The organism is Inquilinus sp. Marseille-Q2685 (genome assembly GCF_916619195.1).
GTDB lineage: Bacteria > Pseudomonadota > Alphaproteobacteria > DSM-16000 > Inquilinaceae > Inquilinus.
This window is the reverse complement of sequence record NZ_CAKAKL010000003.1, coordinates 175629-201304: the sequence shown is the minus strand read 5'-3', so window position 1 is coordinate 201304 and position 25676 is coordinate 175629. Positions and strand designations below refer to the sequence as shown.

Annotated in this window: 26 protein-coding genes, 1 tRNA gene and 1 pseudogene; 8 read left to right on the top strand and 20 right to left on the bottom strand. The window is 68.0% G+C overall.

The window, feature by feature from the left end:
• Positions 1 to 56 precede the first annotated feature (56 nt).
• A complete protein-coding gene (locus LG391_RS18745) occupies positions 57 to 554 on the bottom strand; it encodes a MucR family transcriptional regulator (protein ID WP_225769555.1) in 498 nt (165 codons plus the stop codon).
• 137 nt (positions 555 to 691) lie between these two features.
• Positions 692 to 1336, bottom strand: coding sequence for a hypothetical protein (locus LG391_RS18740; RefSeq protein ID WP_225769554.1), 645 nt, complete (start codon positions 1334 to 1336; stop codon positions 692 to 694).
• Between the two features lie 143 nt (positions 1337 to 1479).
• Here LG391_RS18740 and LG391_RS18735 point away from each other — a divergent pair, with 143 nt between their 5' ends.
• From LG391_RS18735 to LG391_RS35045, 3 genes and pseudogenes are all read left to right on the top strand, one after another.
• Positions 1480 to 1737, top strand: coding sequence for a helix-turn-helix domain-containing protein (locus tag LG391_RS18735; RefSeq protein ID WP_225769553.1), 258 nt, complete (start codon positions 1480 to 1482; stop codon positions 1735 to 1737).
• A gap of 192 nt (positions 1738 to 1929) precedes the next feature.
• Positions 1930 to 2181, top strand: coding sequence for an AlpA family transcriptional regulator (locus LG391_RS18730; protein ID WP_225769552.1), 252 nt, complete (start codon positions 1930 to 1932; stop codon positions 2179 to 2181).
• Positions 2178 to 3161: pseudogene (locus tag LG391_RS35045) on the top strand (tyrosine-type recombinase/integrase); the annotation flags it as partial. The gene LG391_RS18730 and the pseudogene LG391_RS35045, both read left to right, overlap by 4 nt.
• 134 nt (positions 3162 to 3295) lie before the next feature.
• On the opposite strand, the gene LG391_RS18720 reads toward LG391_RS35045, so the two are convergent.
• The 4 genes from LG391_RS18720 to LG391_RS18705 form a co-directional block, all read right to left on the bottom strand.
• Positions 3296 to 3371 (bottom strand) — tRNA-Lys (locus LG391_RS18720).
• A gap of 92 nt (positions 3372 to 3463) precedes the next feature.
• Positions 3464 to 3982, bottom strand: coding sequence for a pantetheine-phosphate adenylyltransferase (coaD, locus tag LG391_RS18715; RefSeq protein ID WP_225769551.1), 519 nt, complete (start codon positions 3980 to 3982; stop codon positions 3464 to 3466).
• A 14-nt stretch (positions 3983 to 3996) separates the two neighbouring features.
• Positions 3997 to 6792, bottom strand: coding sequence for a DNA gyrase subunit A (gene gyrA, locus LG391_RS18710; RefSeq protein ID WP_225769550.1), 2796 nt, complete (start codon positions 6790 to 6792; stop codon positions 3997 to 3999).
• Between the two features lie 84 nt (positions 6793 to 6876).
• Positions 6877 to 8271: an MATE family efflux transporter gene (locus LG391_RS18705; protein WP_225769549.1), complete on the bottom strand. Its 1395-nt coding sequence runs from the start codon at positions 8269 to 8271 to the stop codon at positions 6877 to 6879.
• A gap of 161 nt (positions 8272 to 8432) precedes the next feature.
• On the opposite strand from LG391_RS18705, the gene LG391_RS18700 reads away from it, so the two are divergent.
• Positions 8433 to 9038, top strand: coding sequence for a LysE family translocator (locus tag LG391_RS18700; RefSeq protein WP_225769548.1), 606 nt, complete (start codon positions 8433 to 8435; stop codon positions 9036 to 9038).
• Between the two features lie 2 nt (positions 9039 to 9040).
• Here LG391_RS18700 and LG391_RS18695 read toward each other — a convergent pair whose 3' ends face one another.
• Entirely contained in the window at positions 9041 to 9985 is a 945-nt protein-coding gene (locus tag LG391_RS18695) for a LysR family transcriptional regulator (RefSeq protein ID WP_225769547.1), read from the bottom strand.
• Positions 9986 to 10204: 219 nt separating this feature from the next.
• On the opposite strand from LG391_RS18695, the gene LG391_RS18690 reads away from it, so the two are divergent.
• A complete protein-coding gene (locus tag LG391_RS18690; protein WP_225769546.1) occupies positions 10205 to 10390 on the top strand; it encodes a hypothetical protein in 186 nt (61 codons plus the stop codon).
• Positions 10387 to 10623: a hypothetical protein gene (locus LG391_RS18685; protein WP_225769545.1), complete on the top strand. Its 237-nt coding sequence runs from the start codon at positions 10387 to 10389 to the stop codon at positions 10621 to 10623. The genes LG391_RS18690 and LG391_RS18685 overlap by 4 nt, the downstream gene beginning before the upstream one ends.
• 12 nt (positions 10624 to 10635) lie before the next feature.
• Here the strand turns inward: LG391_RS18685 and LG391_RS18680 are convergent, their stop codons facing one another.
• The 13 genes from LG391_RS18680 to cpaB form a co-directional block, all read right to left on the bottom strand.
• Positions 10636 to 11658, bottom strand: a complete 1023-nt coding sequence (locus tag LG391_RS18680) for an NADP-dependent oxidoreductase (protein ID WP_225769544.1) — start codon at positions 11656 to 11658, stop codon at positions 10636 to 10638.
• Between the two features lie 104 nt (positions 11659 to 11762).
• Positions 11763 to 12236, bottom strand: a complete 474-nt coding sequence (locus LG391_RS18675; protein WP_051248762.1) for an A24 family peptidase — start codon at positions 12234 to 12236, stop codon at positions 11763 to 11765.
• Entirely contained in the window at positions 12236 to 12724 is a 489-nt protein-coding gene (locus LG391_RS18670) for a TadE/TadG family type IV pilus assembly protein (protein ID WP_225769543.1), read from the bottom strand. The genes LG391_RS18675 and LG391_RS18670 overlap by 1 nt, the downstream gene beginning before the upstream one ends.
• A 50-nt stretch (positions 12725 to 12774) precedes the next feature.
• Positions 12775 to 12960: a Flp family type IVb pilin gene (locus LG391_RS18665; protein ID WP_225769542.1), complete on the bottom strand. Its 186-nt coding sequence runs from the start codon at positions 12958 to 12960 to the stop codon at positions 12775 to 12777.
• Positions 12961 to 13032: 72 nt separating this feature from the next.
• On the bottom strand, positions 13033 to 14877 hold the full coding sequence (locus LG391_RS18660; RefSeq protein ID WP_225769541.1) for a pilus assembly protein TadG-related protein: 1845 nt from the start codon (positions 14875 to 14877) through the stop codon (positions 13033 to 13035).
• Positions 14874 to 15224 (bottom strand): hypothetical protein, encoded by a 351-nt coding sequence (locus LG391_RS18655; RefSeq protein WP_225769540.1) that lies wholly within the window; start codon positions 15222 to 15224, stop codon positions 14874 to 14876. The genes LG391_RS18660 and LG391_RS18655 overlap by 4 nt, the downstream gene beginning before the upstream one ends.
• Positions 15221 to 15988 (bottom strand): lipopolysaccharide assembly protein LapB, encoded by a 768-nt coding sequence (locus LG391_RS18650; RefSeq protein ID WP_225769539.1) that lies wholly within the window; start codon positions 15986 to 15988, stop codon positions 15221 to 15223. The genes LG391_RS18655 and LG391_RS18650 overlap by 4 nt, the downstream gene beginning before the upstream one ends.
• A 5-nt stretch (positions 15989 to 15993) precedes the next feature.
• Positions 15994 to 16905 carry a type II secretion system F family protein gene (locus LG391_RS18645; RefSeq protein ID WP_225769538.1) on the bottom strand — a complete coding sequence of 304 codons (912 nt, stop codon included), beginning with the start codon at positions 16903 to 16905 and terminating at the stop codon, positions 15994 to 15996.
• 3 nt (positions 16906 to 16908) lie between these two features.
• Positions 16909 to 17835: a type II secretion system F family protein gene (locus LG391_RS18640; protein ID WP_225769537.1), complete on the bottom strand. Its 927-nt coding sequence runs from the start codon at positions 17833 to 17835 to the stop codon at positions 16909 to 16911.
• On the bottom strand, positions 17832 to 19163 hold the full coding sequence (locus LG391_RS18635; RefSeq protein WP_225769536.1) for a CpaF family protein: 1332 nt from the start codon (positions 19161 to 19163) through the stop codon (positions 17832 to 17834). Before LG391_RS18635 ends, LG391_RS18640 begins: the two co-directional genes overlap by 4 nt.
• An 11-nt stretch (positions 19164 to 19174) precedes the next feature.
• Positions 19175 to 20356, bottom strand: a complete 1182-nt coding sequence (locus tag LG391_RS18630) for a CpaE family protein (protein WP_225769535.1) — start codon at positions 20354 to 20356, stop codon at positions 19175 to 19177.
• Between the two features lie 9 nt (positions 20357 to 20365).
• Complete coding sequence (locus LG391_RS18625; RefSeq protein WP_225769534.1) at positions 20366 to 21727, bottom strand: type II and III secretion system protein family protein; 1362 nt, start codon at positions 21725 to 21727, stop codon at positions 20366 to 20368.
• A complete protein-coding gene (gene cpaB / locus LG391_RS18620) occupies positions 21724 to 22641 on the bottom strand; it encodes a Flp pilus assembly protein CpaB (RefSeq protein WP_225769533.1) in 918 nt (305 codons plus the stop codon). Before cpaB ends, LG391_RS18625 begins: the two co-directional genes overlap by 4 nt.
• Before the next feature lie 675 nt (positions 22642 to 23316).
• Between cpaB and LG391_RS18615 the strand changes: the two genes are divergently transcribed.
• The gene (locus LG391_RS18615; RefSeq protein WP_225769532.1) at positions 23317 to 24594 is read left to right on the top strand and encodes an ABC transporter substrate-binding protein; all 1278 of its coding nucleotides are present in this window, start codon (positions 23317 to 23319) and stop codon (positions 24592 to 24594) included.
• A gap of 33 nt (positions 24595 to 24627) precedes the next feature.
• Complete coding sequence (locus LG391_RS18610) at positions 24628 to 25662, top strand: Gfo/Idh/MocA family protein (RefSeq protein WP_225769531.1); 1035 nt, start codon at positions 24628 to 24630, stop codon at positions 25660 to 25662.
• The last annotated feature ends 14 nt before the right edge of the window (positions 25663 to 25676 follow it).

The following is a 25676-nucleotide window of genomic DNA, read 5'->3' as shown; positions in this document are numbered from 1 at the left end:
TGGACGCAAGCGCCAGCGCTCACCCAGTGATGTGGGCGAGCGCTGGATCCGGTTTATCAGCCCGCTTTGCGGCTGCGGCGAGCCTTCGGAACAGCGAATTCGGACTGCGGCACCGGAGCCGGCGGAGTGGCAGCACGACGCGTCCCGAGCCCGATCGTCTTCGCCAGAGCGCTGCGCTGGTTGGCGTAGTTCGGCGCGACCATCGGGTAGTCGGCCGGCAGGCCCCAGCGCTCGCGGTACTCGTCCGGCGTCATGTTGTAGGCGGTCTTCAGATGCCGTTTCAGCATCTTCAGCTTCCTGCCGTCCTCGAGGCAGACGATGTAGTCGGGCATGACCGACCTCTTGATCGGCACCGCCGGCTGGGGCCGCTCCTTCACCGGTTCGACAGGCTTCCCGAGGCCATTGAGGGCTGCGTAGACCTGATCGATCAGCGCCGGCAGGTCATTCGTCGCAACATTATTGTGAGCCACATGCGCGGCAACGATCTGCACGGTCAGCTTTCGTGTCTCGTCCGCCACCCCCTGTTGCAATCCGACGGTTGCGTCTCCCGCCATTTCTATTCTCCTTTGGGAATCGATGAGCGACTGTTGTCGCAGCCGCTCAGCAAGTCCAGAATTTTCAGAAGCTCTTACGGGTTATTCACACCTGGGCAGATTCTCTCGCGAACAACGGCTTCGATAACGTGGATCTTTTATCGAGAGGTCGACACCGCACTGTCAGGCAGCTTCCCGAGGCGCTGGAGGTCGGCCAGGACGGAGCGCAACGGCGGCCACGGGAACTCCTCGTCGTCACAGCGGGACTGGCCGGCGGAGAGCACCATGGCGAGCTTGGCGGCGATGCCGGCCAAACTGCCGGCGGGCGTTTGCCAGATGGTCTCGGTGAGGGCATCCCACCGATCCCAGGCGTGATTGACGTGCTCCTCCACTGGCCCGAGACCGATCGCGGCCGCGGCGATCTCCCAGCGCCGCCGGTGCGCCTCGAACTCGTGGTGCAGCCTTTGGCGAAGTTCGTCCGTCCCTGGCACGTCTTCGAGCAGCTCATCGATTTCGGCAAGCTCACAGGCGGAAACGGGCTCAGCCTCGCCCGGCACCGGCACGAGCACGCGCGGGATGCCGACCGTGCGGAGCAGGACGCCCTCCTTCTTCTGCCAATCGTCCTGCCAGGCATCCAGCTCGGCATCGAGAACCCGCCATTCCTGGAAGAGGTCAAGGACGGGATCGGAGCTGGCGCCGCGGCGCCGGGCATCGGCCGCGCCGATCGGCAGGACGGTGGCGCCGCCGAGCAGGTCCCGGCGGCTGAGCGCGGGCAAAGTCGTGATATGGTCCGAATCAGCCATAGTCCGGCTCCCCAGTAGTCGGATTGTGGTCAGGTCGGGCGAGGTGTGCCACCACCTCGTCCGGCCGCTCTGCGGTCAACGATGCTACAGTATTGATGATCTTAGCCGATCATAATGCCTAACATCAATCAAAAAGACGTGCTATGATTCCCGACGACGAGATATCTGTTGAGCAGTGCCGGGGCGCTCGCGCCATGCTCGGATGGAGCCAGACCAAACTCGCTGAAGAAGCACGCGTTGCTCGCCAGACGATCGTCGACTTCGAGCGGGGTGCACGCACTCCGTTCCCCAACAACAAGGCCGCAATCCGATCAGCCCTGGAGGCAGCGGGCATCGAGTTCATCCCGGAGAACGGAGGCGGCCCAGGTGTCCGGCTGAAGAAGCCGAGATCCCGGGGCTAGGGACGTTTCCACCGCCGGAGGCTAGCCCATCCCACCCCAGCCGGCGTCGGCGGATTGATTCGCCCGCCTTCCGGGCGCAGCTCTGTTGCCGAGGACTCACTGGCATGGGTAGAGCGATGCCGGAGGTGATGAATCGCCGTCGAGATGATGTTGTGACGGTCACTGACCGCCGCGGACCGTCGCGAGGGCCGCATGAGTGAACGTCGTATCGAGATAGCAGCAAGGTTGCCCCTGGTATTCGGGTTGCCGGGTCCAGAGGCGGCGGCCGCGGTCGGCATCAGCGCGTCGAAATTCAAGGAGATGGTTCTCGACAAGCGCATGCCGCGCCCGCGCAGGATCGACGGCAGGCTCGTTTGGGACGTCGATGAGCTGCGCGACGCGTTCAAGGCCCTGCCGCATGACGGCGGCGACGATGAAGAGGACACCTGGGCCGACTTCCGATGACCACGGTGCGGTTGCGCTACATCAACCGGTTCAAGGACCGGCACGGCAAGGAGCGGCACTACTTCCGGCCGCCCGGCGGCGTCGCGGTTCCGCTGCCCGGGAGGCCCGGATCGCCGGAATATATTGCCGCCTACTACGAGGCGGCCAAGCACTTCGCTCCCAGGGAACCGGGCAAGAAGACGCGGGGCAAACCAGGCACGTTCGAGCGGCTGGCATTCGAGTACTACAACACGACCGCGTTCAAGATGCAGAAGCCCGATACCCGGCGCGCCGTTCGTGGGATCATCGAGGCTTTCGTCAAGGAGCATGGCCACCGGCTCGTGGCGCAGATGCGCTACGAAGACGCCGAGAAGATCATCTCGGGGAAATCCGAAACGCCGGCCGCCGCGAACAATCTGCTGAAGCGTCTCCGCGCCCTGATGAAGCTGGCGATCCGATTGAAGTGGCGGACAGACGATCCGACGCGGGAGATCGCGTTCTTCCCGTCCGGCACCTTCCACACCTGGACCGAGGAGGAGCTGGCGGTCTATGAACGGCGGTGGCCGGTCGGGACGATGGAGCGGACCGCCTTCGCCCTCGCGCTCTACACCGGCCAGCGCAAGAGCGACATCGTGAAGATGCGCTGGAGCGACTACAACGAAGCGGCCGGCACGATCACTCTTGCACAGAAGAAGACGGACCAGGAGGCCAAGGACGAGAGCATCGTCATCCCGGTCCATCCCCATCTCCGGGAAGCGCTTCGGTCCACACCGCGCCGCCACGCAGTGATTCTCACGACGCAGTACGGACAGCCGTTCACATCAAACGGGTTCGGCAACTGGATGGCCGACAAGATCGGCGCCTCCGGCGTGCCGGATCGCTGCGTCCTGCACGGCCTCCGGAAGGCGGCCGCGCGCCGGCTCGCCGAAGCCGGATGCAGCACGATTGAGATCATGTCGATCACCGGACACAAGTCGATCAAGGAGGTCGAGCGCTACGTGGCCGCAGCCCGGCAGAAGCTCCTCGCGAAGGCCGCCGTGATCAAAATGACCGAGCATCTGGCGGGCAAGGAGTTACAAACCTCATTGGCCAAATCTACAAACCCTCTTTTAAATCAATCGCTTAGCACGGGGAATGGTGAGCCGGGTGGGACTCGAACCCACGACCAGGGGCTTAAAAGGCCTCTGCTCTACCGACTGAGCTACCGGCTCACACTGCCGGCCCGAAGCGTGTCCGGGCGGGCGCGGCGCACATTAGGGAGGCACCGTCCGACGGTCAACACTCGCGAGGCACGAGAACCACCCTAATCCGACACCAGACCTTTGCGGGCGAACTGCTCGTTCAGGCGCTTGGCCACCAGCGGGCTGACGAAAGGAGCGATGTCGCCGCCGAGCCGGCCGATCTCCTTGACGAAGCGGGAGGAGATGAACTGGTAGCGGTCCGACGCCATCAGGAACACCGTCTCGATCACCGGATTGATCTTGGCGTTCATGCCGGCCATCTGGAACTCGTATTCGAAGTCCGAGACGGCACGCAGGCCGCGCACCACCGTGGTGGCACCGACCGAGGCGGCGAAGTGCATCAGCAGAACGTCGAAGGAGCGGACCTCGATCGAGATCCCCTGGGCCACCAGGGGCGCGACGTCGGCCCGCACCAGCTCCACCCGCTCGTCGGTCGAGAACAGCGGGCCCTTGCCGTCGTTGCGGGCCACGGCGACGACCAGATGGTCGACGATCCGCGTCGCCCGCTGGATGATGTCCATATGCCCTTTGGTGATCGGATCGAAGGTGCCGGGATAGACCCCGATGCGCGGCTTGGACATCCGTGCGGCCTTCCTTATGCGCCGTCGCCGCCCGACGCGGCGCCGTCCTGTTGCCCCTCAGCATCGTCCCCGGGCGCGGCCTCGCCGGACGTCTCGTCCTCCGCCGCCTCGTCGCCCTCGCCATTGGTGCCGTTCTCCTCCGGCACCGCGGCGACGGAGACGACATGCTCGCCCTCGGCGACGTTGAACAGCCGCACGCCCATGGTCTTGCGGGCGGCGATCCGGACGTCCGAGACCGGGCAGCGGATCAACTGACCGCCGTCGGTGACCAGGATGATCTCCTGGCTCGGCAGGATCGGGAAGCTGGCGGCCACGGCGGTGTTCTTCTCGCCCATCGCCATGGTCCAGATGCCCTTCCCGCCCCGGCCGGTGATCCGGTACCCATAGGCGGAGCTGAGCTTGCCGAAGCCTTCCTCGCTGACCGTCAGGATGAACTCCTCGCCGGCCTCGAGCTCGGCGAAGCGGGCCGGGTCGAGGTCATGCTCCTCCACCGCCTGGCTGTCCTCGCCGTCGGTCTCCTCGCCCTCGGCCCGGCGCAGCGCATTGGCCATGCGCAGGTAATTGGCGCGCTCGTCCGGCGTCGCGTCGAGATGGTGCAGGATCGAGATCGAGATCACGGTATCGCCGTCGGCCAGCCGGATACCGCGCACGCCGGTCGAATCGCGGCCCTTGAAGACGCGGACGTCGGTAACCGGGAAGCGGATGCACATGCCGATGTGGGTGGCCAGCAGCACGTCCTGGTCGTCGCGGCAGACCTTGACGCCGATCAGGCTGTCGCCCTCGTCCAGCTTCATCGCGATCTTGCCGTTGCGATTGATGCTGGTGAAATCGGCCAGGCTGTTGCGGCGGACATTGCCGCTGGCCGTGGCGAACATGACGTAGAGCTGGTCCCAGGTGCTCTCGTCCTCCGGCAGCGGCATGACGGTGGAGATGGTCTCGCCCTGCTGCAGCGGCAGCATGTTGACCATCGCCTTGCCGCGCGACTGCGGCGTGCCGATCGGCAGGCGGTAGACCTTCAGCTTGTAGACGATGCCGCGGCTGGAGAAGAACAGCATCGGCGTGTGGGTGTTGGCGACGAACAGGTCGGAGACGAAATCCTCCTCCTTCGTCGCCATGCCGCTGCGGCCCTTGCCGCCGCGGCGCTGCGCCCGGTAGGTCGACAGCGGCACGCGCTTGATGTAGCCGCCGTTGGAGACGGTGACCACCATGTCCTCGCGCTGGATCAGGTCCTCGATGTCGGCCTCGAATTCGAGGTCGAGAATCTCGGTCTTGCGCGGGGTGGCGAACTGCTCCTTCATCTCGGCCAGCTCGCCGCGCATGATCTCCAGCAGCTTCTCGCGGCTCGACAGGATCGCGAGGTATTCCTGGATCTCGGCGACGATGGCGCGCAGGTCGTCGCCGATCTTGTCGCGCTCGAGGCCGGTCAGGCGGTGCAGGCGCAGGTCGAGGATGGCGCGGGCCTGGACCTCGGACAGGCGGTAGGTGCCGTCCTCGGCCAGCGGATGGCCGGGCTCGTCGACCAGCGCGATCAGCGGCGCGATCTCGCCGGCCGGCCAGGCCCTGGCCATCAGCTCCTCGCGCGCGGTCTGCGGGTCCGGCGCGCGGCGGATCAGCTCGATCACCTCGTCGATATTGACGACGGCGGTGGCCAGGCCGACCAGGACATGGGCCCGTTCGCGGGCGCGGCCCAGCAGGTAGCGGGTGCGCCGGGTGATCACCTCCTCGCGGAAGGCGACGAAGGCGTCGATGATCTGCTTCAGGTTCAGCAGCTCGGGCCGGCCGCCGTGCAGCGCCAGCATGTTGACGCCGAAGGAGGTCTGCAGCGGAGTCGAGCGGTACAGCTGGTTCAGCACCACATCGGCGCTGGCGTCACGCTTCAGCTCGACGACGATGCGCACGCCGTCGCGGTCGCTCTCGTCACGCAGCTCGGCGATGCCCTCGACCGTCTTGTCGTTGACGACCTCGGCGATGCGCTCCATCAGCCGCGACTTGTTCACCTGATACGGGATCTCGGTGAAGATGATCGCTTCGCGGTCCTTGCGGATCTCCTCGATGTTCGACCGGGCCCGCATCACCACGCTGCCGCGGCCGGTGGCGACGGCCGAGCGGATGCCGGAGCGGCCGAGGATCAGGGCGCCGGTCGGGAAGTCCGGCCCCGGCACGATCTGGTTCAGCTCCTCGATCGTGATCCCGGGGTTCTCGATGGTGGCGAGGCAGGCGTCGATCACCTCGCCCAGATTGTGCGGCGGGATGTTGGTGGCCATGCCGACGGCGATGCCGCCGGCGCCGTTGACCAGGAGATTCGGGAAGCGCGACGGCAGCACCGTCGGCTCGGACTGGGTCTCGTCGTAGTTGGGCTGGAACTCGACCGTGTCCTTGTCGATGTCGTCCAGCATCGCCTCGGCGGCCTTGGCCAGGCGCGCCTCGGTGTAGCGCATCGCCGCGGGCGGGTCGCCGTCCATCGAGCCGAAATTGCCCTGCCCCTGGATCAGCGGCAGCCGCATCGAGAAGTCCTGCGCCATGCGCACCATGGCGTCGTAGATCGCGGTGTCGCCATGGGGGTGGTACTTACCCATGACGTCGCCGACGACGCGGGCCGACTTCTTGAACGGCTTGGTCGAATCGTAGCCGCCCTCCTTCATCGCGAAGAGGATGCGGCGGTGCACCGGCTTGAGGCCGTCGCGCACATCCGGCAGGGCGCGGGAGACGATCACGCTCATGGCGTAATCGAGGTAAGAGCGCCGCATCTCCTCCTCGATCGTCACCGGGGTGATGTCGAAGTGGGGCGGCGTGGGCGAACGTTCGGTCAAAGCGCTGTCCGGGCTGGCAAAAGGACGTGCCCGGGCAGCCTGCCGGGCGCGGCGACGCTAGCACGTTTCCGCACCTGCGAACAATCAGGCGGCGGCACCCGCCGTCGCGGCGCGGGCGTCGCTGCGCGCCAGCAGGTGGAAACGGCCGGCCAGGAGGCCGACCGAGACCACGCTGGCGATCAGGATCGCCTCGAACAGCCCGACCGCGCCGCGGCCGAGATGGACGCCGAGGAGCCAGCCCAGCGGCGTCATCACCAGGACGTAGGAGATGGTGTGCAGCAGCGTCGGCACCACCACGTCGCCGCGGCCGCGCAGCGCGTTGGCCACCACCACCTGGCCGCCATCGACCAGCAGGATGAAGGTCGAGACCAGGACCACCGGCACCACCAGCGGGATCAGCGCCGGATCGCTGGTGTAGGCCTCGGCGATCGGCCGGGCGAACAGCCACAGCACGGCCCCGAGCAGCACCATGACCACGCTGTTGACGCCGAGCCCGACCCAGCCGGCCAGCACCATGTCCTTGAGGTCGTGCCGGCCATGGGCGATGCCAACCCGGACCGCCGTGGCGGAGGCGAGGCCGAGCGCCACCATGAAGATCAGGGCGATCAGGTTGAGGCCGATCGAATAGGCGGCGAGCGGCAGGGTGCCGAGCAGCCCGGCGAAGAAGGTCAGCGCGGTGAAGGCGCCCGATTCGATGAAGATGCTGAGGCCGCCGCCGTAGCCGAGCTGGCGCTGCTTCGACCAGTCGCGCCAGCGCCAGCCCCGCCAGCGGCGGATGCCGTAGGCGTCGCGGTCGCGCATCCACCAGACATAGGCGACCAGGCTGGCCGCCAGGAACACGCGCGAGGCGGTGCTGGCCCAGGCCGCGCCCAGCGCCCCGAGCTCCGGCAGACCGGCGACGCCGAACACCAGGAGCCAGTTGACCAGCGCGTTCAGGATGTTGGCGGCGATCATCGCGATCATGCCCGGCACCGGCCGCTTCAGCCCTTCCAGGAAGAAGGCGGTGACGGTGTAGACCACCGCCGCCGGCATGCCCCAGCCCAGCACGATGGCGATGTCCGCGCCGGCCTTCGACAGCTCCGGCGTCTGGCCGGACAGGATCAGCAGCGGTTCGATGAAATGGCACAGCACGGCCAGCACCAGGCCGATGGCGCCGCCATAGATCAGCGCCCGATGCCAGACCGCGCCGCATTCGCCGGGCCGGCCGCGGCCGAGGGCGTTGGCGGTCATCACCAGCGTGCCGATGACGAGGCCGGTGGAGGTGCCGATCATGGCGCCGATCGGCGCGTTGGCGATCGACAGATGGGCCAGGTCGGCGCTGCCGTAGCGGCCGACGAACAGGGTGTCGACCAGCGCCATCAGGATCAGCCCGGCGCGGGCGACGATCACCGGCAGCGCCAGCCGCAGCAGCTCATGGACATGTCGCCGGACCCGGGCGCGCATCCAGCTTTCGCCCGGCCGGATCGGAACCTGGTACATCGCGGCGCCTCTCCTCCCTCGGAGCGGCAGCCTAGCAGAGCGCGACGGCGGAAGCGGGCCGTGCGAACGCCGGCCAGCCATGCAGCCGGGCGATGCCGCGCTCCCCCGGCGGTGCCGGCCGCGCTATGTTGAATCGTCCACTCCATCGGCAGGCCGCCACCATGATCACCCCCGCAGCGCTCGCCCTCTTCGCCGTGCCCGTCGCCCTCGCCGCCCTGGTCCCCGGGCCGGCCCAGACGGCGCTGGTGGCCCGGGTGCTGTCGCGCGGCGCCGGCGAGGCCCTGCCCTTCGTCCTCGGCATGGTCGCGGGCAACGCGCTGTGGCTTGCCGCCGCGGTGTTCGGCCTGTCGGCGCTGGCCCTGGCCTATGAACCGGTCTTCGTCGCCGTGAAATGGGCCGGCATCGCCTATCTGATCGTCCTGGCATGGAAGCTGTGGCGCGCGCCGGCGGTCGAGCCCGACGCGGCGCCGCGCCGGGCGGGCGGGATCCTGGGCGGGGCGGCGCTGACCCTCGGCAACCCCAAGGCGGTGGTGTTCTTTGGCGCGGTGCTGCCGCAGGTGCTGGACCTGACGACGCTGGACGCGGCCGGCATCGCCGCGGTGTTCGCGGTGCAGGTCGGCATCGACATGCTGGTGCAGTCGGCCTATGTGCTGGGCGCCGCGCGCGCCCGCCGCTTCTTCCGCTCGCCGCGCCGGCTGCGCCTGGCCAACCGCTCCGCCGCCGCGATGATGGCGGGGTCGGCCGCGCTGATCGCCAGCCGCGGCTGAGATCAGGCCGGGACCGGCGCGCCGGTCCGGTCCGCCGCCCCCGCCTCGCCTTCCAGCAGCCGGCGCTCGGCCGCGAACAGGGCGGCGATCGCCTCCTTGGCCCGGGCGATTCGGGGCGAGCGGCCGACATCCTGGTGCACGATCAGGCGGTAGCGGTGCTCCATCGCCGGCACCGGCGGCGACACCCGCACCAGGTCCGGATGCGCGTCGCCGACGAAGCAGGGGATCAGCGCCAGCCCGGCGCCGGACAGCAGCGCCGACAGCATCAGGTCGGTGGTGGTCAGGCGCAGGATCCCGGTGTTTCCGGCCGATGCGAGCTGCCGGTCGAGCGGATAGCCGTCGACGTCGCTGCCGACCCGCACCCGCTCGTTGTCGTAGATCACCCAGTCGCAGGCGGCGAAGCGCGCCTCGGACCAGGCCTCCGGATGCCGGTCGACATAGGCCCGCGCGCCGTAGATGGCGTAGGCGGACCGGGCGACCAGACGGGACCGCAGGCCCGGCAGCTCCGGCACGGAGGCATAGACGCCGAGATGCACCGAATCATCACCCAGATTCGGCAGCTGCCGTTCGAAATCCACGGCGAGGTCGATGCCGGGCAGCGCCTCGCGCAGCCGGGACAGCCTTTCGGCCAGGAAGCGGCTGGCCCAGCCGCCGGCGGCGACCCGCACCAGCCCGGTGCCGGGATCGGCCTGGATCCGCGCCTCGCGCTCCAGCGCCGCCGCCGATTCCGCCATGGCCCGCAGATACGGCAGCAGCGCCTCCCCCGCCGCGGTCGGGCGGTAGCCATCGGCGCTGCGCTCGAACAGGATCAATCCCAGCCGCTCCTCCAGCGCCTGGACCCGGCGGCCGATGGTCGGCTGGCTGAGGCCGAGGCGCCGCGCCGCCGCCGACAGGCTGCCGGTCTCGGCCACCGCGTGGATCACCCGCAGATCGTCCCAGTCGGTCATAGCCGGCCTTCCTGCATCCTGAACGGAAACGTACAGCCCCTCCTCGATATTGTCGAATGGTGTACGCCGGCGTTCAGCCTCATCTTCCACTTCGCGACCGCCTCGCGATCACCCGGAATGCATCGGTCCGCGCATCTCTCCTGACAGGATGATGTCAGGAGGGGTGGCGTAGTCTTCCACCATCGCCTCGGACCGCCGAGGCCGGAGATGGAGGATCCGATGGCCGTGCTGACGGAGGTGGTGATGTACCGGGCCCGGCCCGGCGCCGCGGCCGAGACCGTGGTCACGGTGTCCGACGCCACCGGCCCGGTGATCATCGGCCGCTACGGCATCGACACGGCCCCGCCGCCGGTGCCGAAGGCGGCCGCCTGTCCGATTGCGATGGCTTCAAGGAGATCGTCATGAGCACCCATGCCCTGCGCCTGCCGCTGCGTCAGCGCCCCGCCAGCCTCCTGGAGCGGATCTGGCGCCGCGTCGCCGGCGGACCGGCACGACCGGCCGCGCGGCAGACCCGGCTGCGGATGGAGACGCTGAGCGACTCCGCCCGCAGCGACCTCGGCCTGCCGCTGGAGACGGATTTCGAGGCCGCCACCACGCGCATCGGCCTCATGGCCATGGCCGGGCGGATGCTCCTGTGACCCCGCCGGCGGCTACTCCGCCACCTTGACCAGGAGCTTGCCGAAATTCTCGCCCCGGAACAGCCGCAGGAAGGTCCGGGGCGCGTTCTCCAGCCCCTCCGCCACATCCTCGCGGTAGCGGAGCTTCCCCTCGCGGATCCAGCCGGAGACGTCGCGCAGGAAGGCGGCGTGCTGGTCGGCGAAGTCGCTGACGATGAAGCCGCGCAGGGTCAGCCGCTTCGACAGCACGTCGCGCATCACCGCCGGCACCAGGTTCGGCCCCGGCGGCAGGCCGGTGGCGTTGTACTGGGCGATCAGGCCGCAGACCGGAACCCGGGCGAAGGGATTCAGCAGCGGCCACACCGTTTCCCACACCGCTCCGCCGACATTCTCGAAATAGACGTCGATCCCGTCCGGCACGGCCGCGCGCAGCTGCTCGGCAAAATCCGGCGCCCGGTGGTCGACCGCGGCGTCGAAGCCGAGCTCGCCGGTCAGATAGGCGCCCTTCTCCGCCCCGCCGGCGATGCCCACGACGCGGGCGCCCTTGATCTTCGCGATCTGCCCGACCACCGCGCCGACCGCCCCCGAGGCGGCCGAGACCACGACGGTCTCGCCCGGCTTCGGCTGCCCGATGGTGAGGAGGCCGGTATAGGCCGTCATCCCGGGCATGCCGAGCACGCCGACCGCGGTCGAGATCGGCCCCAGCGACGGATCGACCTTGCGCAGGCCGGTGCCGTCGGACAGCGCGTAATCTTGCCAGCCGGTGCGGCCTTCGACGATGTCGCCCGGGACGAAGCCGGGGTGGTTCGAGGCGACGATCCGGCCGACCGCGCCGCCGACCATGACCTGGCCGATCTCGACCGGCGCCGCATAGGACTTCGCGTCGCTCATCCGGCCGCGCATATAGGGGTCGAGCGACAGCCACAGCGTGCGGATCAGAAGCTGGCCCGGGCCGGGCGCCGGCACCGCCTCCTCGACCAGGCGGAAGTCGCTGTCCTTCGGCTCCCCCACCGGCCGCGCGGCCAGCAGGATGCGGCGATTCACATCGGTGCTCATGATGGACTCCCATCTACGGATGGCAGCAGCTAAGCACCATTGTCGCGTAAGATGAAGGGGTTCGGTTTAATTAACAAAATTCTTCTGCTAAAATCAACAAAGACTCACGCCCCGCGGATGAAGACCGTGACAGTGACGGCGAGCAGGCCGACCGCGAGCGCCGGGCCGAAGGGCCGCATCTCGCGCCAGCGGACGCCGCGCCAGGGGGCCATGGCCAGGGTGGCCAGCAGCGCCACCAGGCTGGCGACGATCAGCACGATCAGGCTGCCCTGCAGCCCGACCCAGAGGCTGGCGGCGGTCAGGAACTTCAGGTCGCCCCAGCCGATGCGGGCATGCCGGTCGATTTTCTGCATCAGCCAGGCGGTGCCGGCGAGGAGCAGGAAGGTGAGCACGGCGACGCCGAGCGACAGGCCGAGCGTCTGCAGCGTCGGGCTGCGGACCAGGGCCTGGGCCAACCCGCCCGCGGCCAGCGCCAGGTTGCAGACATTGGGGATCCGGCTCTCGCGCAGATCGATCAGCACGATCGGCAGCAGCAGCAGGACCAGAAGGCCGAGGAAGATGAAATCGAGACCGGCCATCAATATCCGCCATTGGCGACGGTCGCGGTGGCCGTCGGATTGGAGAGCGGCAGCACGATCAAGGAGTCATCGTCCCCGCTGTCGCCCTGAAGGCCAGAGGCCGCGTTGCGCGCAGCCTGGTCGTAAGTCACCGTCACCTCGAACAGGCGCGGGTCGGAGTCCGAGGCCTTGGCATCGACCGTCCAGCCGGTGTCGCCCAGGATCGGCCCATAGGCGGCGAGAACGGCCTCGGCGGTGCTGGTCGCGAGCTCCCGGCGCTCATCCAGATCCATGCCGGCGACGGAGGCGCGGGCGCCCTCTGCTGCGGCCTGATTGACGGCGAGCCAGGTGCCGAAATGGATGCCGAAGATGACGATGCCGAAGAGCAGCATGATGAAGACCGGGGCGACCAGGGCGAATTCGACCGCGGCCAGCCCGCTCTCGTCGGAGAAGGCGACGGGCCGTTGCCGGCCCGCCACTCGAGTTGCACGTCGTGCAGAAAAGATCATGGCTATATCCATGAACTCGTTGGAAAATTCGCTTCGCGATGCGATGCCCGTCAAGGGGTACCACTAATGGCAGAGGCGATTCTGGCGAATGCCGCAGTAAACGCGGCGAGCAGACTGGGAACAGCGGCAACCAGCCCGACGGCAACCAGAGCGCCAAGGACGGCGTACTCGACGGCCGTAATGCCCTGATCGTCCTGAGCGACCTTGCGAGCCTTGTTGAAAAACTTCCGCAACATGATGTGACCTCCTGAAATAGCCGGGATCAACTCCACCCCATCGACGGCCCCGGCGCCGCCGGCGGTGTCCCGTCATCGGATCAGCACGGGCACGCCGCAGCGCACGCCGGTGACGACGACATCCATGACGCCCAGGCGGATGCCCAGGGCGGCGAGCAGGTTGTCGACCAACGGATCGAGGAGCCCATTGATCACAGGATTGAGAAGCTGATGCAGTGCGCCGACCGTCTTGCCGAGCGCCTCGGGGGCGACCGGGATCAGGCAGAGGCCGCCGAGGCTGACGACGCAGGCGCTCAGCTGCAGGTTGGCCTTTCCGGTGGACGGATCGACGCCGCCCAGGCTGGCGAGAAGATTGTCGACCATGCCGGCGCTGGCGACCGACTGCGCCACGTGGTTGTCGATGTCCTCCCGGTCGAAGACAAGATCCTGATATGAACCGCTCCCGAGCTCGACCTTCGCCCGGCCGTTGATCCGCACAAGACCGATGATTCCCAGCACGCTGACATCGACCAGCGGCGCTGGCTGGATGTCGTTGACCGAGACCTCATGGTCGAAATTCTTCATCAGACCGGGCGGCAGCGTGCCGATATAGGCCTTGGCCACGCCGCTCTTGGCGGCGACGGTGACGGTGGCGTCCTTGGCCGGTTCGATCCCGCAGGAGATGTCCTTCAGCACGGCATCGCCTTCGCCGGCTTCGACGTAGAGCGGCAGTTGGACGCCCTGGCCGAGAAGGCCGAACAGGTCCAGCAGTTGCAGCTTGAGCTGCAGCCGTACCTGTGCTGTGTGGACCCGCATGCCTTCCGGCCCGAAAGCGAAGGGCGGCGACTGCGGCGGCTCGATCACCGTCGCCGTGATCTGCAGCGAGGCAATCCCAGGCAGCCCTACATTGATCGCCGGGATGTAGACGGCGTTGTGCTTGTTGGCCACCTGGACGGCCAACGTGACGAGCTGGAAGACGTTCAGGTCGGCGGCCAGCGCCGTCGGTGTCGTCGATCCGCCGATCGGGAGGTTCTTCCAGACTCCGAGATCGATCAGGTCGCCGATCTTGAGGTCGGGGTTGCCGACGAGCTGCCCCTGCAGCACCACCAAGCCTTCAATGGCTTGAAGGCCGATGCCGGCGATGTTGCCGGCCTTGTTCAAGGCATCGATCGCCGCCTGCAGCAGCACGCCGACGCCGACATCCGTGTCCAGCAGCCCGTCATAGGTGCCTGCTGAGATATCGGCGCGGACCGCGAGCGCATCGAGGAAGGTCAGCGCGTCGATATTGGTGTTCAGGAGTCCCTGGTAGTGGACTGCCGTAAGCTGGATCTGAGTGCCGAGTACATTGCCCAGCACTGCGTTGAGCAGCGCGCTTCTCTGCGTATCGACCTCGACCAAGCCGGTCCCGGCCTGGAATCCGGCTTCGTCGATGCGCGCGGCGGTGGCCTGGACGCTGACCCGGTGGAGATTCGGATCATCCGAGCCCGGCGTGCCGCCGATCTGCCCACCGCCGTCGTCCTGCAGCAGGGCGCGGGACAGAAAGCCCGGCACGGTCGTCTTGGCCGATACCATGACCGCGTTCGCCGCCGGCGGGTTGGTCCCGTCCGGACAGGTAGCGAGGCCCGGCACAAATCGGACGGAGGGAGCAATGGCGACGTCCGGGCAGTAGGTGCCGAGAGTTGTGGACTCCAGCGCCTCAGTGTCGAAACCGTTGCGCTGCAGCAGGTCGCCAGCGATGGCCGAGGCCTCGGCCGGGTTCTGCACGGCCGACAGCGCCGCCATGTCGGCGGCCGCCTGCAAGTGCCGGCGCTGGGCGTACCAGAGGCCGACATCCGTCGCCAGAGCTGTCGCGCCGATCAGCGGCATCAGCATGAGGGCGGCGAACGGCGCGATCGCGCCCCGGTCGCCGAGGGACGATCGCAGGACGCTGGGCCTCATGGCCTTCCCCCGGATGACTCGTTCATGCCCGATCCGAAGCCGAGATCAGACCCGCCATAAGATCGACCGGTCCCGCTCGGAAGCGGCTTGCCGATCTGCTGCATGTAGTTGTGATAGATCTGCTCCGCCTCGCCGGCCGCAAGGCCGCCCTGGCCGGCCGGGCGAAGCCCCTGCTGCTGCTGCGCCCGGAGAACCTGAAGGGTGCGGTTGGATTCGAACCAGTCGGGCTGCGCAGCCGGCCGGGCCGGCACCAGCGCCTGCTGCGCCCCCGCCGTGGCAGCCGGAAGCAGCAGGAGGGCAGCGCACAGCGCCGACAGGCGGGCTCTCGTCGGGGCCGATCGGATCATGGCTGGGTCTCCGAAGCCTGCGCCAGGCGCCGCGGCGCGGCCGCGGGGTTGGTGCCGGCGGTGGTCGGCGCCCGGATCTGGGCGCGGGCGGCCTTGACCATCTGCTCGACCGCACGCCGTTCCTTGGCGTCGGCGATCCTGGCGATCATGGATTTCGCGGTATCGCCCTGGCCGGCGACATCGAGGCAGAGGATCAGGTTGTTGCGGACCTGGGCGTTGTCTGGCGCCAGCTCATTGGCCTGGCGCAGCGTGAACAGCGCCTCGTTGTAGGAAGCAACGCGCATCTCGGCAAAGCCGAGATCGTTCAGGTATTTGACATTGATGGGTTCGCGCCGCACCGCCTCGTGGAACTGCGCCCTGGCCTTGGCCCAGTCGCCGCGCCCGGCGGCGACACGGCCGAGGCCGTCATAGGCCGCCGCCGCCTGGTCGCCGGTCAACAGTTCGCGATAGATCGCCTCGGCCCGGTCAAAGTCCTGGATGTCGAGAAAGGCGTCGGCTCGCAGCACCTGCGCCCGGAGGTCACCCGGATGTCGGTTGTCGTAATCGTCGAGATAGGCCAGCGCGGCGCGCGACTTGCCCCCCTGCCGCAGCTTGTCGACGATGCCGAGATAGAGGTCGCGCGAATTCTCGGCGTTCAGCGGTTGCGCCTGCGGCAACTGGTCGGCCGGCGACGGTTCGCGGCGCTGCGCGCTGTCGCTGCCGAACAGGCCGGAGCAGGCCGACAGCCACGGCAGCATCGCCAGCATCGAGAGACGAAGTGCCATCCGCGTCATCGGCCCACCTCGGTCAAGGTCTTGATGAAAGAAACGACCGCCGGCGCCGTCAGCACGATGAACAGGGCCGGCATCAAGAACACGATCATGACCATCGTCATTTGCGTGGTCTTGCGGCCGATGCTCTCGCGGGCGGTGGAGACCCGCCGGTCGGAGAATTCGCGCACGAAGTCCTTGAGCGCCGGCCCGAGCTCGGTGCCGTAAAGCAGGGTCTGCTTGAACAGCGAAGCCATCTCGCGGATGCCAGTCACGGCCAACCGGTCGGCCCAGCGGTCCAGCGCTTGGTCGTAGCTCATGCCGCGCTGCAGGTCGTCGACCAGGATCCGTACCGACCGGTGAATGTGCGGCATGGCGCCCCCGTCCGACTGGGCCAGGGACCGGAAGCACTGGTCGAGGCTGACGCCGCTCTCCAACATCAACAGCAGGACGTCGAAGACGAAAGGAAGCTCGGCGCCGACCCGGCGCTGTCTTCTGGAGGCCAGTGATCGCAGCACGAATTTGGCGCCGACATAAACGACGCCGCCGGCGGCCAACGGATAGAACTGCGCCACGCCGGACCAGCGGCCCGTCAGCCATACTGCTAGTGCGACGGCAATGATGGTGGCGATTGCCGCCGCGAAGCGCAATGCGGCGAAGACGATCAGGCTGCGTAGGTCGTAGTAACCAGCGGCTCGCAGGAACTGCAGGATCTCCTCACGATCCTTGCCGCCGCCGACCAGGATACGTTCGAACGGCTTCAACCAGCCGACGGCACCGCCATCGTCGCTGCCAGACTGGCTGGAGATCCCGGTCAGCCGGCGCCGCAGTTTCGCCTCGCCCACCGTACCGCGCAGGCCGAGCCCAAGCAGAAGCAGGGTCGAGGCTGCAGTAAGGACGAGAATGGCGGGTTCGAGGCTGGAGATCGGCATGGCCTAGAACTCCAGCCGCATGATGCGACGCATGATCAGCATGCCGATCAGTTGCAGGCCAACCGCGATCGCTGCCAGCCGGGGGCCCTGCTCGGCCTCGACGAAGAACAACATGTAGCTTGGCTTCACCAGCCAGATCATCACCCCGGCGATGATCGGCATCAGGCCGAGGACGATCGCACTGAAACGGATCTCCGCCGTCGCCGCCTTGAGCTCGCGTCCCACCCGCGCCCGGTCGCGCAGAATCTGCACCAGATTGGCCAGCACCGCCGACAGCCGGCCGCCGAAGCGGAAATTGGTCTCGATCGCCGTCGCCAGCATGTACAGCTCGGGCACCCCCAGCCGGGCCGCGAGCCAGGACACCGCCTCCGGGATCGGCGCGCCGTTGTTGATGCGGCGGATCATCGGCTGCAGGTAGCGCTGCAGCGCCGGTGACGCGTTCTCTGCCGCCTTCAGCAGTGCCTGTTGCGTCGAGTTGCCGACCATCAGCAGCTGGCGCGTGGCATCCAGGAACAGCGGCAAGGCGGTGATGAAGGCGTTGAGGCGCCGGCTGGCGAGAAACCAGAGGGCATAGAGAGCTCCCGCCGGAACCGCTACCGCGACGGCGGCGGCCGGAATCGGGCCGAACAGCCACGCCAACCCGGCGGCGCCGCCCGCCGTCAGCAGGCCCGCAGTGACGATCAGGCGGGGCGACGGGGTCACATCGGCTCGATCCAGCCAAAGCCGCAGCACACGAGGCATTCGGGCCGGATCAGCAATGGTGCGGTGGGCCACCGTCGTTCCGCCGTCCGGCAACACGCTGCGAAGCGACTGCAGCCGCTCCTGCACCTGCTGCTGCCGGCGGCGTTGCGCCCGCCCGGCCAGAAGGCTGACTCCGGCCATCACCAGCAGAGCAAGGACGCCGAGCAGGAGAAAGCCGAAGCCGGTCATGGCGATGCCCCCACGGCAGCCCGCAGGTCGGGCGCCCCGACCAGGCGATGAGCGTAGAACGGGCGCGCCGAATGGACCCGGAACTCGCCCAGCCCGCTCAGCGGCGGCTGCTCCTCGAAAGTGAAGAGCTGATTCAGGCTGTAGCTCTCCCCCTCCAGCCCCGTCAGCTCGGACACCGAGGTGATCCGGCGCTTGCCGTTCGCCATGCGGTTGACCTGGACGATGATCTGGATGCTGTTGGCGATGTAGCGCCGCAGGGTCTTCGGATCGCCGCTCAGCCCGCCGAAGCCGAGCAGCATCTCCAGCCGGCCGAAGGCGTCGCGGCTGGAATTGGCGTGCATCGTCGCCATCGACCCGTCATGGCCGGTGCTCATCGCCTGCAGCATCTCGACCGCCTCGGCACCGCGCACCTCGCCCAGGATGATGCGGTCGGGCCGCATCCGCAGCGCGTTCCGCACCAGGTCCCGGGCGGTGACCTCCCGGCTGCCATCAAGGTTCGGCGGCCGCGTCTCCAGCCGCACCACATGGCTCTGCCGCAGCTGCAGCTCCGCCGCGTCCTCGATCGTGATCAGCCGCTCCTTCTCGTCGATATAGCCGCTGAGCATGTTCAGCAGCGTGGTCTTGCCCGAGCCGGTGCCGCCGCAGATCAGGATGTTGAGGCGCGAGCGCACGGCCGCGGCCAGGAAGCCCATCATCTCCTGGCTTATCGAGCCGAGCCGGACATAGTCCTGCGCGCCCATGGCCTGGACCCGGAACTTGCGGATCGACACCATCGGCCCGTCCAGCGCGATCGGCGGGATCACGATGTTGACCCGCGACCCGTCCGGCAGCCGGGCGTCGACATAGGGCGTCGCCTCGTCCACCCGGCGGCCGATCGGGCTGACGATGCGCTGGATGATGTTCATCAGATGCGCATTGTCGCGGAACCGGACCGGCACCGCCGAAAGCTGGCCGCCGCGCTCGACATAGATCCTGTAGGGGCCGTTGACGATCACGTCGTCGATCGACGGGTCCTTCAGCAGCGGCTCGAGCGGGCCGAGGCCGACCACCTCGTTCTGCACCTCGGCGGCCAGCAGCGCCCGTTCGGCCGCGTTCAAGGCCAGTCCTTCCTTGGCGGCGAAGCGGGTGATGGCCTGCTCGATGCCGTCGCGGACCATCGCCGGGCTGGCGGTCTCAGCGGTGATGCCGAGCGCCTCGAGCTGCTCCAACACCAGGTTGAAGATGGCGAATTTGGTGCGCTGATAGCCATCGGTTACGCGCAGCTGGGCGGCGGCCGATTCCGGATCCGCCGCAACCTTCACGCCGACACCGTTGATCAGCCCCGCCATCGCCTGTCCCCTCACGACGTCCGCAGCCGGCCGAACAGGCCGATGCCGCGCGGCGCCGGCCGCGGGGCGGCCGCGACCGGCGCCGCCACGCCTTCGGCCAGCTTCGCCATCGCCTTGCTGTAGGGCGCCCGCGGCTGCTCCAGCACCAGCGGGTGGCCGGCATTGAGCGCATTAACCAGCTCGACCCTGGCAGCCGGCAGGCGCACCGAGCGCTTTAGGCCGAGCGCCTCGCGCATCTGCTCCTCGGTCAGGCCGATCCCCGGCATGTGGTCCTCGACCACCAGGGTGACGCGGTCGAGCACTTGGGGGCTCGAGCCGATCCGGACCAGGAGGTCGCGGCAGGCCTTGACCGCGGTGAACTTCTGCGGCGCGACCAGGTAGATGCGGCTGGCCGCGCGCACGAATTCGTCGAGCAGGCCGGGATGGCGGATGCCGCCGGCATTCAGCACGACCTCGCCGAACAGCGCCCGCAGCACCAGCAGCATCGAGACGATGGCGTCGGGCGCGATGTCGTGCACCTCCTCCCCCGCCACAGCCAGGGGCAGGACATGCAGCCCAGACGCGACGTGATGGCCGAGCGCCGAGGACAGCAGCGTCCGGTCCAGCCGCGACAGGTCCTGGACCGCGTCGCGGATGGTGTAGTTGAGCGGCACGTTGAGCGCGGCGCCGGCCTCGCTCGACGGCAGCGCCCCGTCGACCAGCAGCGCCCCGCCCGCCGCCTTGGCCCGCAGCACCGCGAGATTGACCGCGAACAGGCCTTCGCCACCCGGCTGGCCGCTGAGCACCAGGGTCAGAGCGCCGCTGCCGCCGGCATCGCCGCGCGGCGTGCCGGCGAGATGCCGGCCGAGCTGCCCGCGCAGCGCCTCGCCGTCGCCGGCCCGGTCCACCACATCCGCGGCCCCGGCGCGGATCACCCGCAGCACGGACCGCGCGTCGGCCTCGTCCCCGAGCACGATGACGGGCGCTTCCGGATCGGCGCCGGCCACCGTCCGTACCGCCTCGGTGAGAACGGTGCCGAAGCCGTCGACCGGATCGGCATCGAGCAGGATCAGATCCGGCTTCGCTTTGCCGCACAACTCCGCCAGCGATGCCGTGTCCGGGGCCGAGCGGATGATGGCGGCCGTCCCTTCCAGGGCGGCGATCAGGCCGGCGGCGAGGGTGGTGTCGGCGGTGGCGGCGACGATCCGGAACATCGGCGGGCCTCAGCGCATCAGCCCGTAGGGGGCGAGATGATCCTGCACCTGGTCCACGTTCAGGATCATGTCGCCGACCGTCGGGTTGTATTTGCGGGTGTCCACCCCGGGCAGCGGCGGGATCTGCCCGGGCGACAGCGGCGTGACCAGCCGCGGCGTTGCGACGATGATCAGTTCCTGCCGCTCCTGCTGGTTGTTGGTGCTCTTGAACAGGGCGCCGAGGATCGGGATGTCGCCGAGCCAGGGGAACTTGCTCTCGTTGATCTGGCTGTTGCTGTACATCAGCCCGGCCAGGACGAAGCTCTGGCCGTTGCCCAGCTCGACCGTGGTCGAGGTCGACCGGCGGCGGAAGGCCGGCACGCTGAAGCCCTGGAACTCGAGCGCGTTGGCGAAGTCCAGCTCGCTGACCTCCGGCGCGACCTTGAGCACGATGCGCTTGTCCGACATCACCACCGGCGCGATCTCCAGCTTCACGCCGTATTCGTGGTATTCGATCGTCACCGTGCCGATCGAGGCGCCGCCCTGGGGCACCGGGATCGGCACCTCGCCGCCAGCCAGGAACTCGGCCTGGTCGCCGGAGCGCACCAGCAGCGTCGGCTGGGCCAGGAGTTGGGTCAGCCCGGCCTGAGACAGGGCGCTGAGGATGCCGAGAATGCCGTTGCGCGGATCGCCGAGGAAGAGATTGAAGGCGCTGGCCAGCGGCGCCGAGGCCTCGAGCGACAGCCCGGCGCCGTTGAACTCGAAGCTCTGCAGCGAGTTCGGCCCGACGATCGCGCCCTGGAAATCGCTGCCGCCGAGTGCCGCGAAGTTGAAGCCGAGGGCGCGCAACGTGGTCGCCGACACCGCCGCGAACTGGATGTCGACGGCCACCATCTGGTTGCCGGTGACCCGGGTCAGGTCGACGACGTTGCCACCGCCATAGGCGCGGGCGATGCTCGACGCCCGGGCATGGGCGTCGAGATCCGGCACGGTGCCGGACATCACCAGCGTGTCGCCGTCGCGGCTCACCCGCACCCCCTGCAGCCCGGGCTGGCCGCGGATCTGCCGCGCCGGATCGCCGCGGTCGGGGATGGTCGGCAGGGCGACCGCCGCGCCGCCGACCGTGACGTCGTAGGAGACCCCCTGGTCCGACTGGGCGGTGAAGATGCTGAGGGTGGTCTTGCCGGATTGCAGCCCGGTGATCTGCAGCTGGTCCTCGTTCAGCGCGGTCGCGTCGATGATGCCGCCCTGGCCGACGACGATGCGGGTGATCGGCGCCGGCAGGTTGAGCACGCGCTGGGCCCCGACGCCGAGCCGCAGCTCCTCCGCCCCGGCGATCTGGGCGACCAGGACGAGAACTGCGACGCACAGCATACGGACCACAAACCTCATCGCGGCTCTCCGGACGTCTTGGGATAGATCAGCTGGGTCTTGTCGCCGACGATCAGCTCGATCGGCTTCTTCTGCGGCGGCGCCGGGGCGGCCGGTGGCGGGGCTGGGCCGCGGATGTCGGAGAGTTTGGCGGTGTTGTCCCCGATCAGCTGCAGGTCTTCGGGGCTGCGCAGGGACAGGTAGAAGGAGCCCAGGCTGCGGGCCAGGGCGAACTGAGCGATCTGGTTCGGGGTCATGGCCAGGCTGATGGTCCGCGACGGCTCGCTCCGGCGCCCGGCCGTGTTCGCCGCCTGCTCGGCGGCGGCCTGGGCCAGGCTCGGATCGCCCAGGGTTGAGCCGACGGTGAGCACGAGCACGTCCTGCAGCACCGTGCGCGCCTCGCTCAGATCGCTGTCCGGCCGCTCCAGCCCGTTCTGCTTGTTCAGGACGCCGTCGGGCAGCACCAGCTGGATGTCGACCTTGTCCCCGGGCCGGACGAACTGGCTGACCGCGATCTCGTCATTGGTCAGGATGCTGATCGCGCGGTAGCCGGCCGGAACCAGCGCGGCGAGGCCCGCCCGGGCCGGATCCGCGGAGATCGTGGAATCGAGCAGCAGCTGCTGCGGCATGATGTCAGCCGTCGCCACCTTGCCGACCACGTCGCCGATCGCCGTCCGGGCCCCCGACGGCACCGCCCCGGCGATCGAGGTGGTGGCCACATCCTCCCGGGCGATCACCTGCCCCCGGGCGATGAACCGGGCGGCCGTCATGACGCCGAAGACCTTCATGTCGACAGGTGCAGGCTGCACGACCGGCGCCGATGCGGGCACCGTGTTCGCCGGCACCGAACTCTTATAGACGCCATAAGCAATCAGCGACACCGCCCCCAGCCCGCCGAGGACCAGATAAGCTCGTGTCAGCGCATTCGTGTTCATCGGCGATAGGGCTTCAATGGAGATATCAAAACTACGGCCCATCCGGACGAGGACGGCATTTTTCGAACCTACCCGCCTACCGCCTCAGAACTCCAGAATATTTGTTCATTTCCTCCATTCCTTAAAAGATTAGCTAAACTAGCTTTAATAGCCTATTATGTAACACAGATCGAGCCATGACACAAGCTTTATTTGGTTTTAACAAAATAACGACGAATCTTACTAGAAATCAGGAAACAGAGAAACCTGCATAATATATTATGCATGGGAAAGGATCTTCGATATCTCGGAGTGAATTCCTAGACGGCCGACCATGAGTTGCAAACTATATCGAAATATATGGAATGTTTATTTATGTCCATTTTTTTATCTAACCTCACTTCAAGAAAACCTCTGGCCGTGTCATGTCGGCCACGACCATTGGTTGCAGACCTCGGGCGATCCCTGCCTTCATGCGAGTCCTTAAATACTCCTTAGACCCCTCCGCTCCAGCCCTGCCGTCCCTTTTCGTCCCTCATCAGCCACCGGCCCGCCTTCGCGTGCCCAGCCGGCGACGGTCCCGGCGAATGCCGGCCGGCGACGTCGATTGCCGGTTGCCAAACGCCCTCGCGCCACTAATCTGCAAACGATTGCAGCGGACAACAGAAGCCGTTCGTCGAGACCACAGGAGGAACCATGTCCGGGAGACACCTGACCGCTCTCGCCGCCCTTGCCCTCACCGCGGCGGCATCTTCGGCCGCCTTCGGCGCCGAGATCACCTTCGCCTGCGGCTCCACCGGCATCCAGTCCAGGCTGTGCGACGAGGCCGCCAAGGCCTGGTCGGCCAAGACCGGCAACATGGTCAAGGTCGTCGCCGCCCCGCAATCGACATCGGAGCAGCTGGCACTCTACCAGCAGTTCCTCACCGGCAAGTCGAGCGACATCGACGTGTTCCAGGTCGACGTGATCTGGCCCGGCATCCTGGGCAGCCACTTCGTCGACCTGAAGCAGTATGTCGACCAGGCCACCATCGACCAGCACTTCCCGAACATCGTCCAGGGCCTGACCCGCAACGGCCAGCTGCTGGCCCTGCCCTGGTATACGGATGCCGGGCTGCTGTACTACCGCCAGGACCTGCTGGACAAATACAAGCTCGAGGTGCCCGAAACCTGGGGTCAGCTGACCGAAGCGGCCAAGACCATCCAGGAGGGCGAACGCAAGGCCGGCAACGACCGCTTCTTCGGCTTCGTGTTCCAGGGGCGCGCCTATGAGGGGCTGACCTGCGACGCGCTGGAATGGATCGTCAGCTTCGGCGGCGGCACCGTCGTCGGCCCTGACGGCAAGATCACCGTCGACAACCCCCAGGCGGCCAAGGCGCTGGACCTCGCCGCCTCCTGGGTCGGCACCATCGCCCCCGACGGCGTGCTGAACTATATCGAGGAGGACGCCCGCGGCGTGTTCCAGTCCGGCAACGCCGCTTTCATGCGCAACTGGCCCTATGCCGCCAGCCTGGCGGAATCGGCCGACAGCCCGGTCAAGGGCAAGGTCGGCTATGCGCCGCTGCCGAAGGGCGACGGCGAGGGCGCGCGCCACGCGGCGACGCTCGGCGGCTGGCAGATCGCGGTTTCGAAATACTCCGAGAACCCCAAGGAGGCGGCAGCCTTCGCCCTCTACCTGACCTCCAGGGACGAGCAGAAGCGCCGGGCGATGGAAGGCGGCTACCAGCCGACCATTCCGGCGCTGTACGAGGATGCCGAGCTGCTGGAGAAGCGGCCCTTCTTCAAGACGACGCGGCAGATCCTGGAAAGCGCCGTGGCCCGGCCGTCCGCAGTGACGGGCGAGCGCTACAGCGAAGTCTCGTCGCTGTTCTGGAACGCCGTGCACAACACCCTGTCGAAGCAGGGCGACGGCGCCGCCAACCTGGCCCAGCTGCAGAAGGACCTGAACCGGCTCAGCCGCGGCGGCCGCTGGTAAGCATCACCCGATACGAGAAGGACGAGGAACGGAATGTCGGTCAAGGTCATCCAGGTCGGCCTCGGCGGCTGGGGCATGAACTGGGCCCACACCATCCTGCCGCAGGTCAAGGCGGTCGATGTGGTCGGCTTCGTTGACGCCAGCCCGGAGGCGCTGAAACGGGCCGAGGAGACGCTCGGCCTGGCCGAGGACAGGTGCTTCCCCAGCCTCGACGCCGCCATCGCCGCGGTCGAGGCCGAGGCGGTGCTGGCGGTGCTGCCGACCGCGGGGCACAAGAGCGTCAGCGAGGCCGCGCTGAAGGCCGGCAAGCATGTGCTGGTCGAGAAGCCCTTCACCTCGACGCTGGAGGAGGCGCAGGAGCTGATCGACCTGGCCAGGCGGGTCGACCGGATCCTGATGGTCAGCCAGAACTACCGCTACATGTCGGCGGTGCAGACCGTGGCCGACCTGGTCCGCGACGGCACCTATGGCCGGCCGCTGTCGGCGCTGATCGATTTCCGGCAGAACTGGAAGGTGACCGGGCATCGCTACCACGACATCCCCGGCCCGCTGCTGCTGGACATGGCGATCCACCATTTCGACCTGATGCGCATGATCTTCGGGGAGAACGTGCAGCGGGTCGCCTGCCGCAGCTGGAACACGCCGGACAGCCCGTTCAAGGACCATGCGGCGGCGCATGCGCTGCTGGCGCTCGAGAGCGGGCTGATGGTGTCCTACAACGGCTCCTGGGTGTCGCGCGGCACGCCGACCACCTGGACCGGCGAATGGGCGATCGAGTGCGAGGACGGGCAGCTGGTGTGGCAGGCCCGCGGCATGGGCGGCGAGATCGCCGACAAGCTGGCGCTGCGCAAGCCGGACGGTTCGGTCCGGGACCTGCCGATGAAACCGCTGGCGCTGATCGACCGGGCCGGCACACTGAACGCCTTCGCCGCGGCTGTCCGCGGCAAGCCGCCGCGCTACTTCACCTCGGGCGAGGACAACATCCATTCCCTCGCCACCAGCTTCGCCTGCATGCGGTCGGGCGCCCAGGACGGCACATGGGTGTCGCTGTCCGAGATCCTGCCCTGACCGCGCAATCCCGG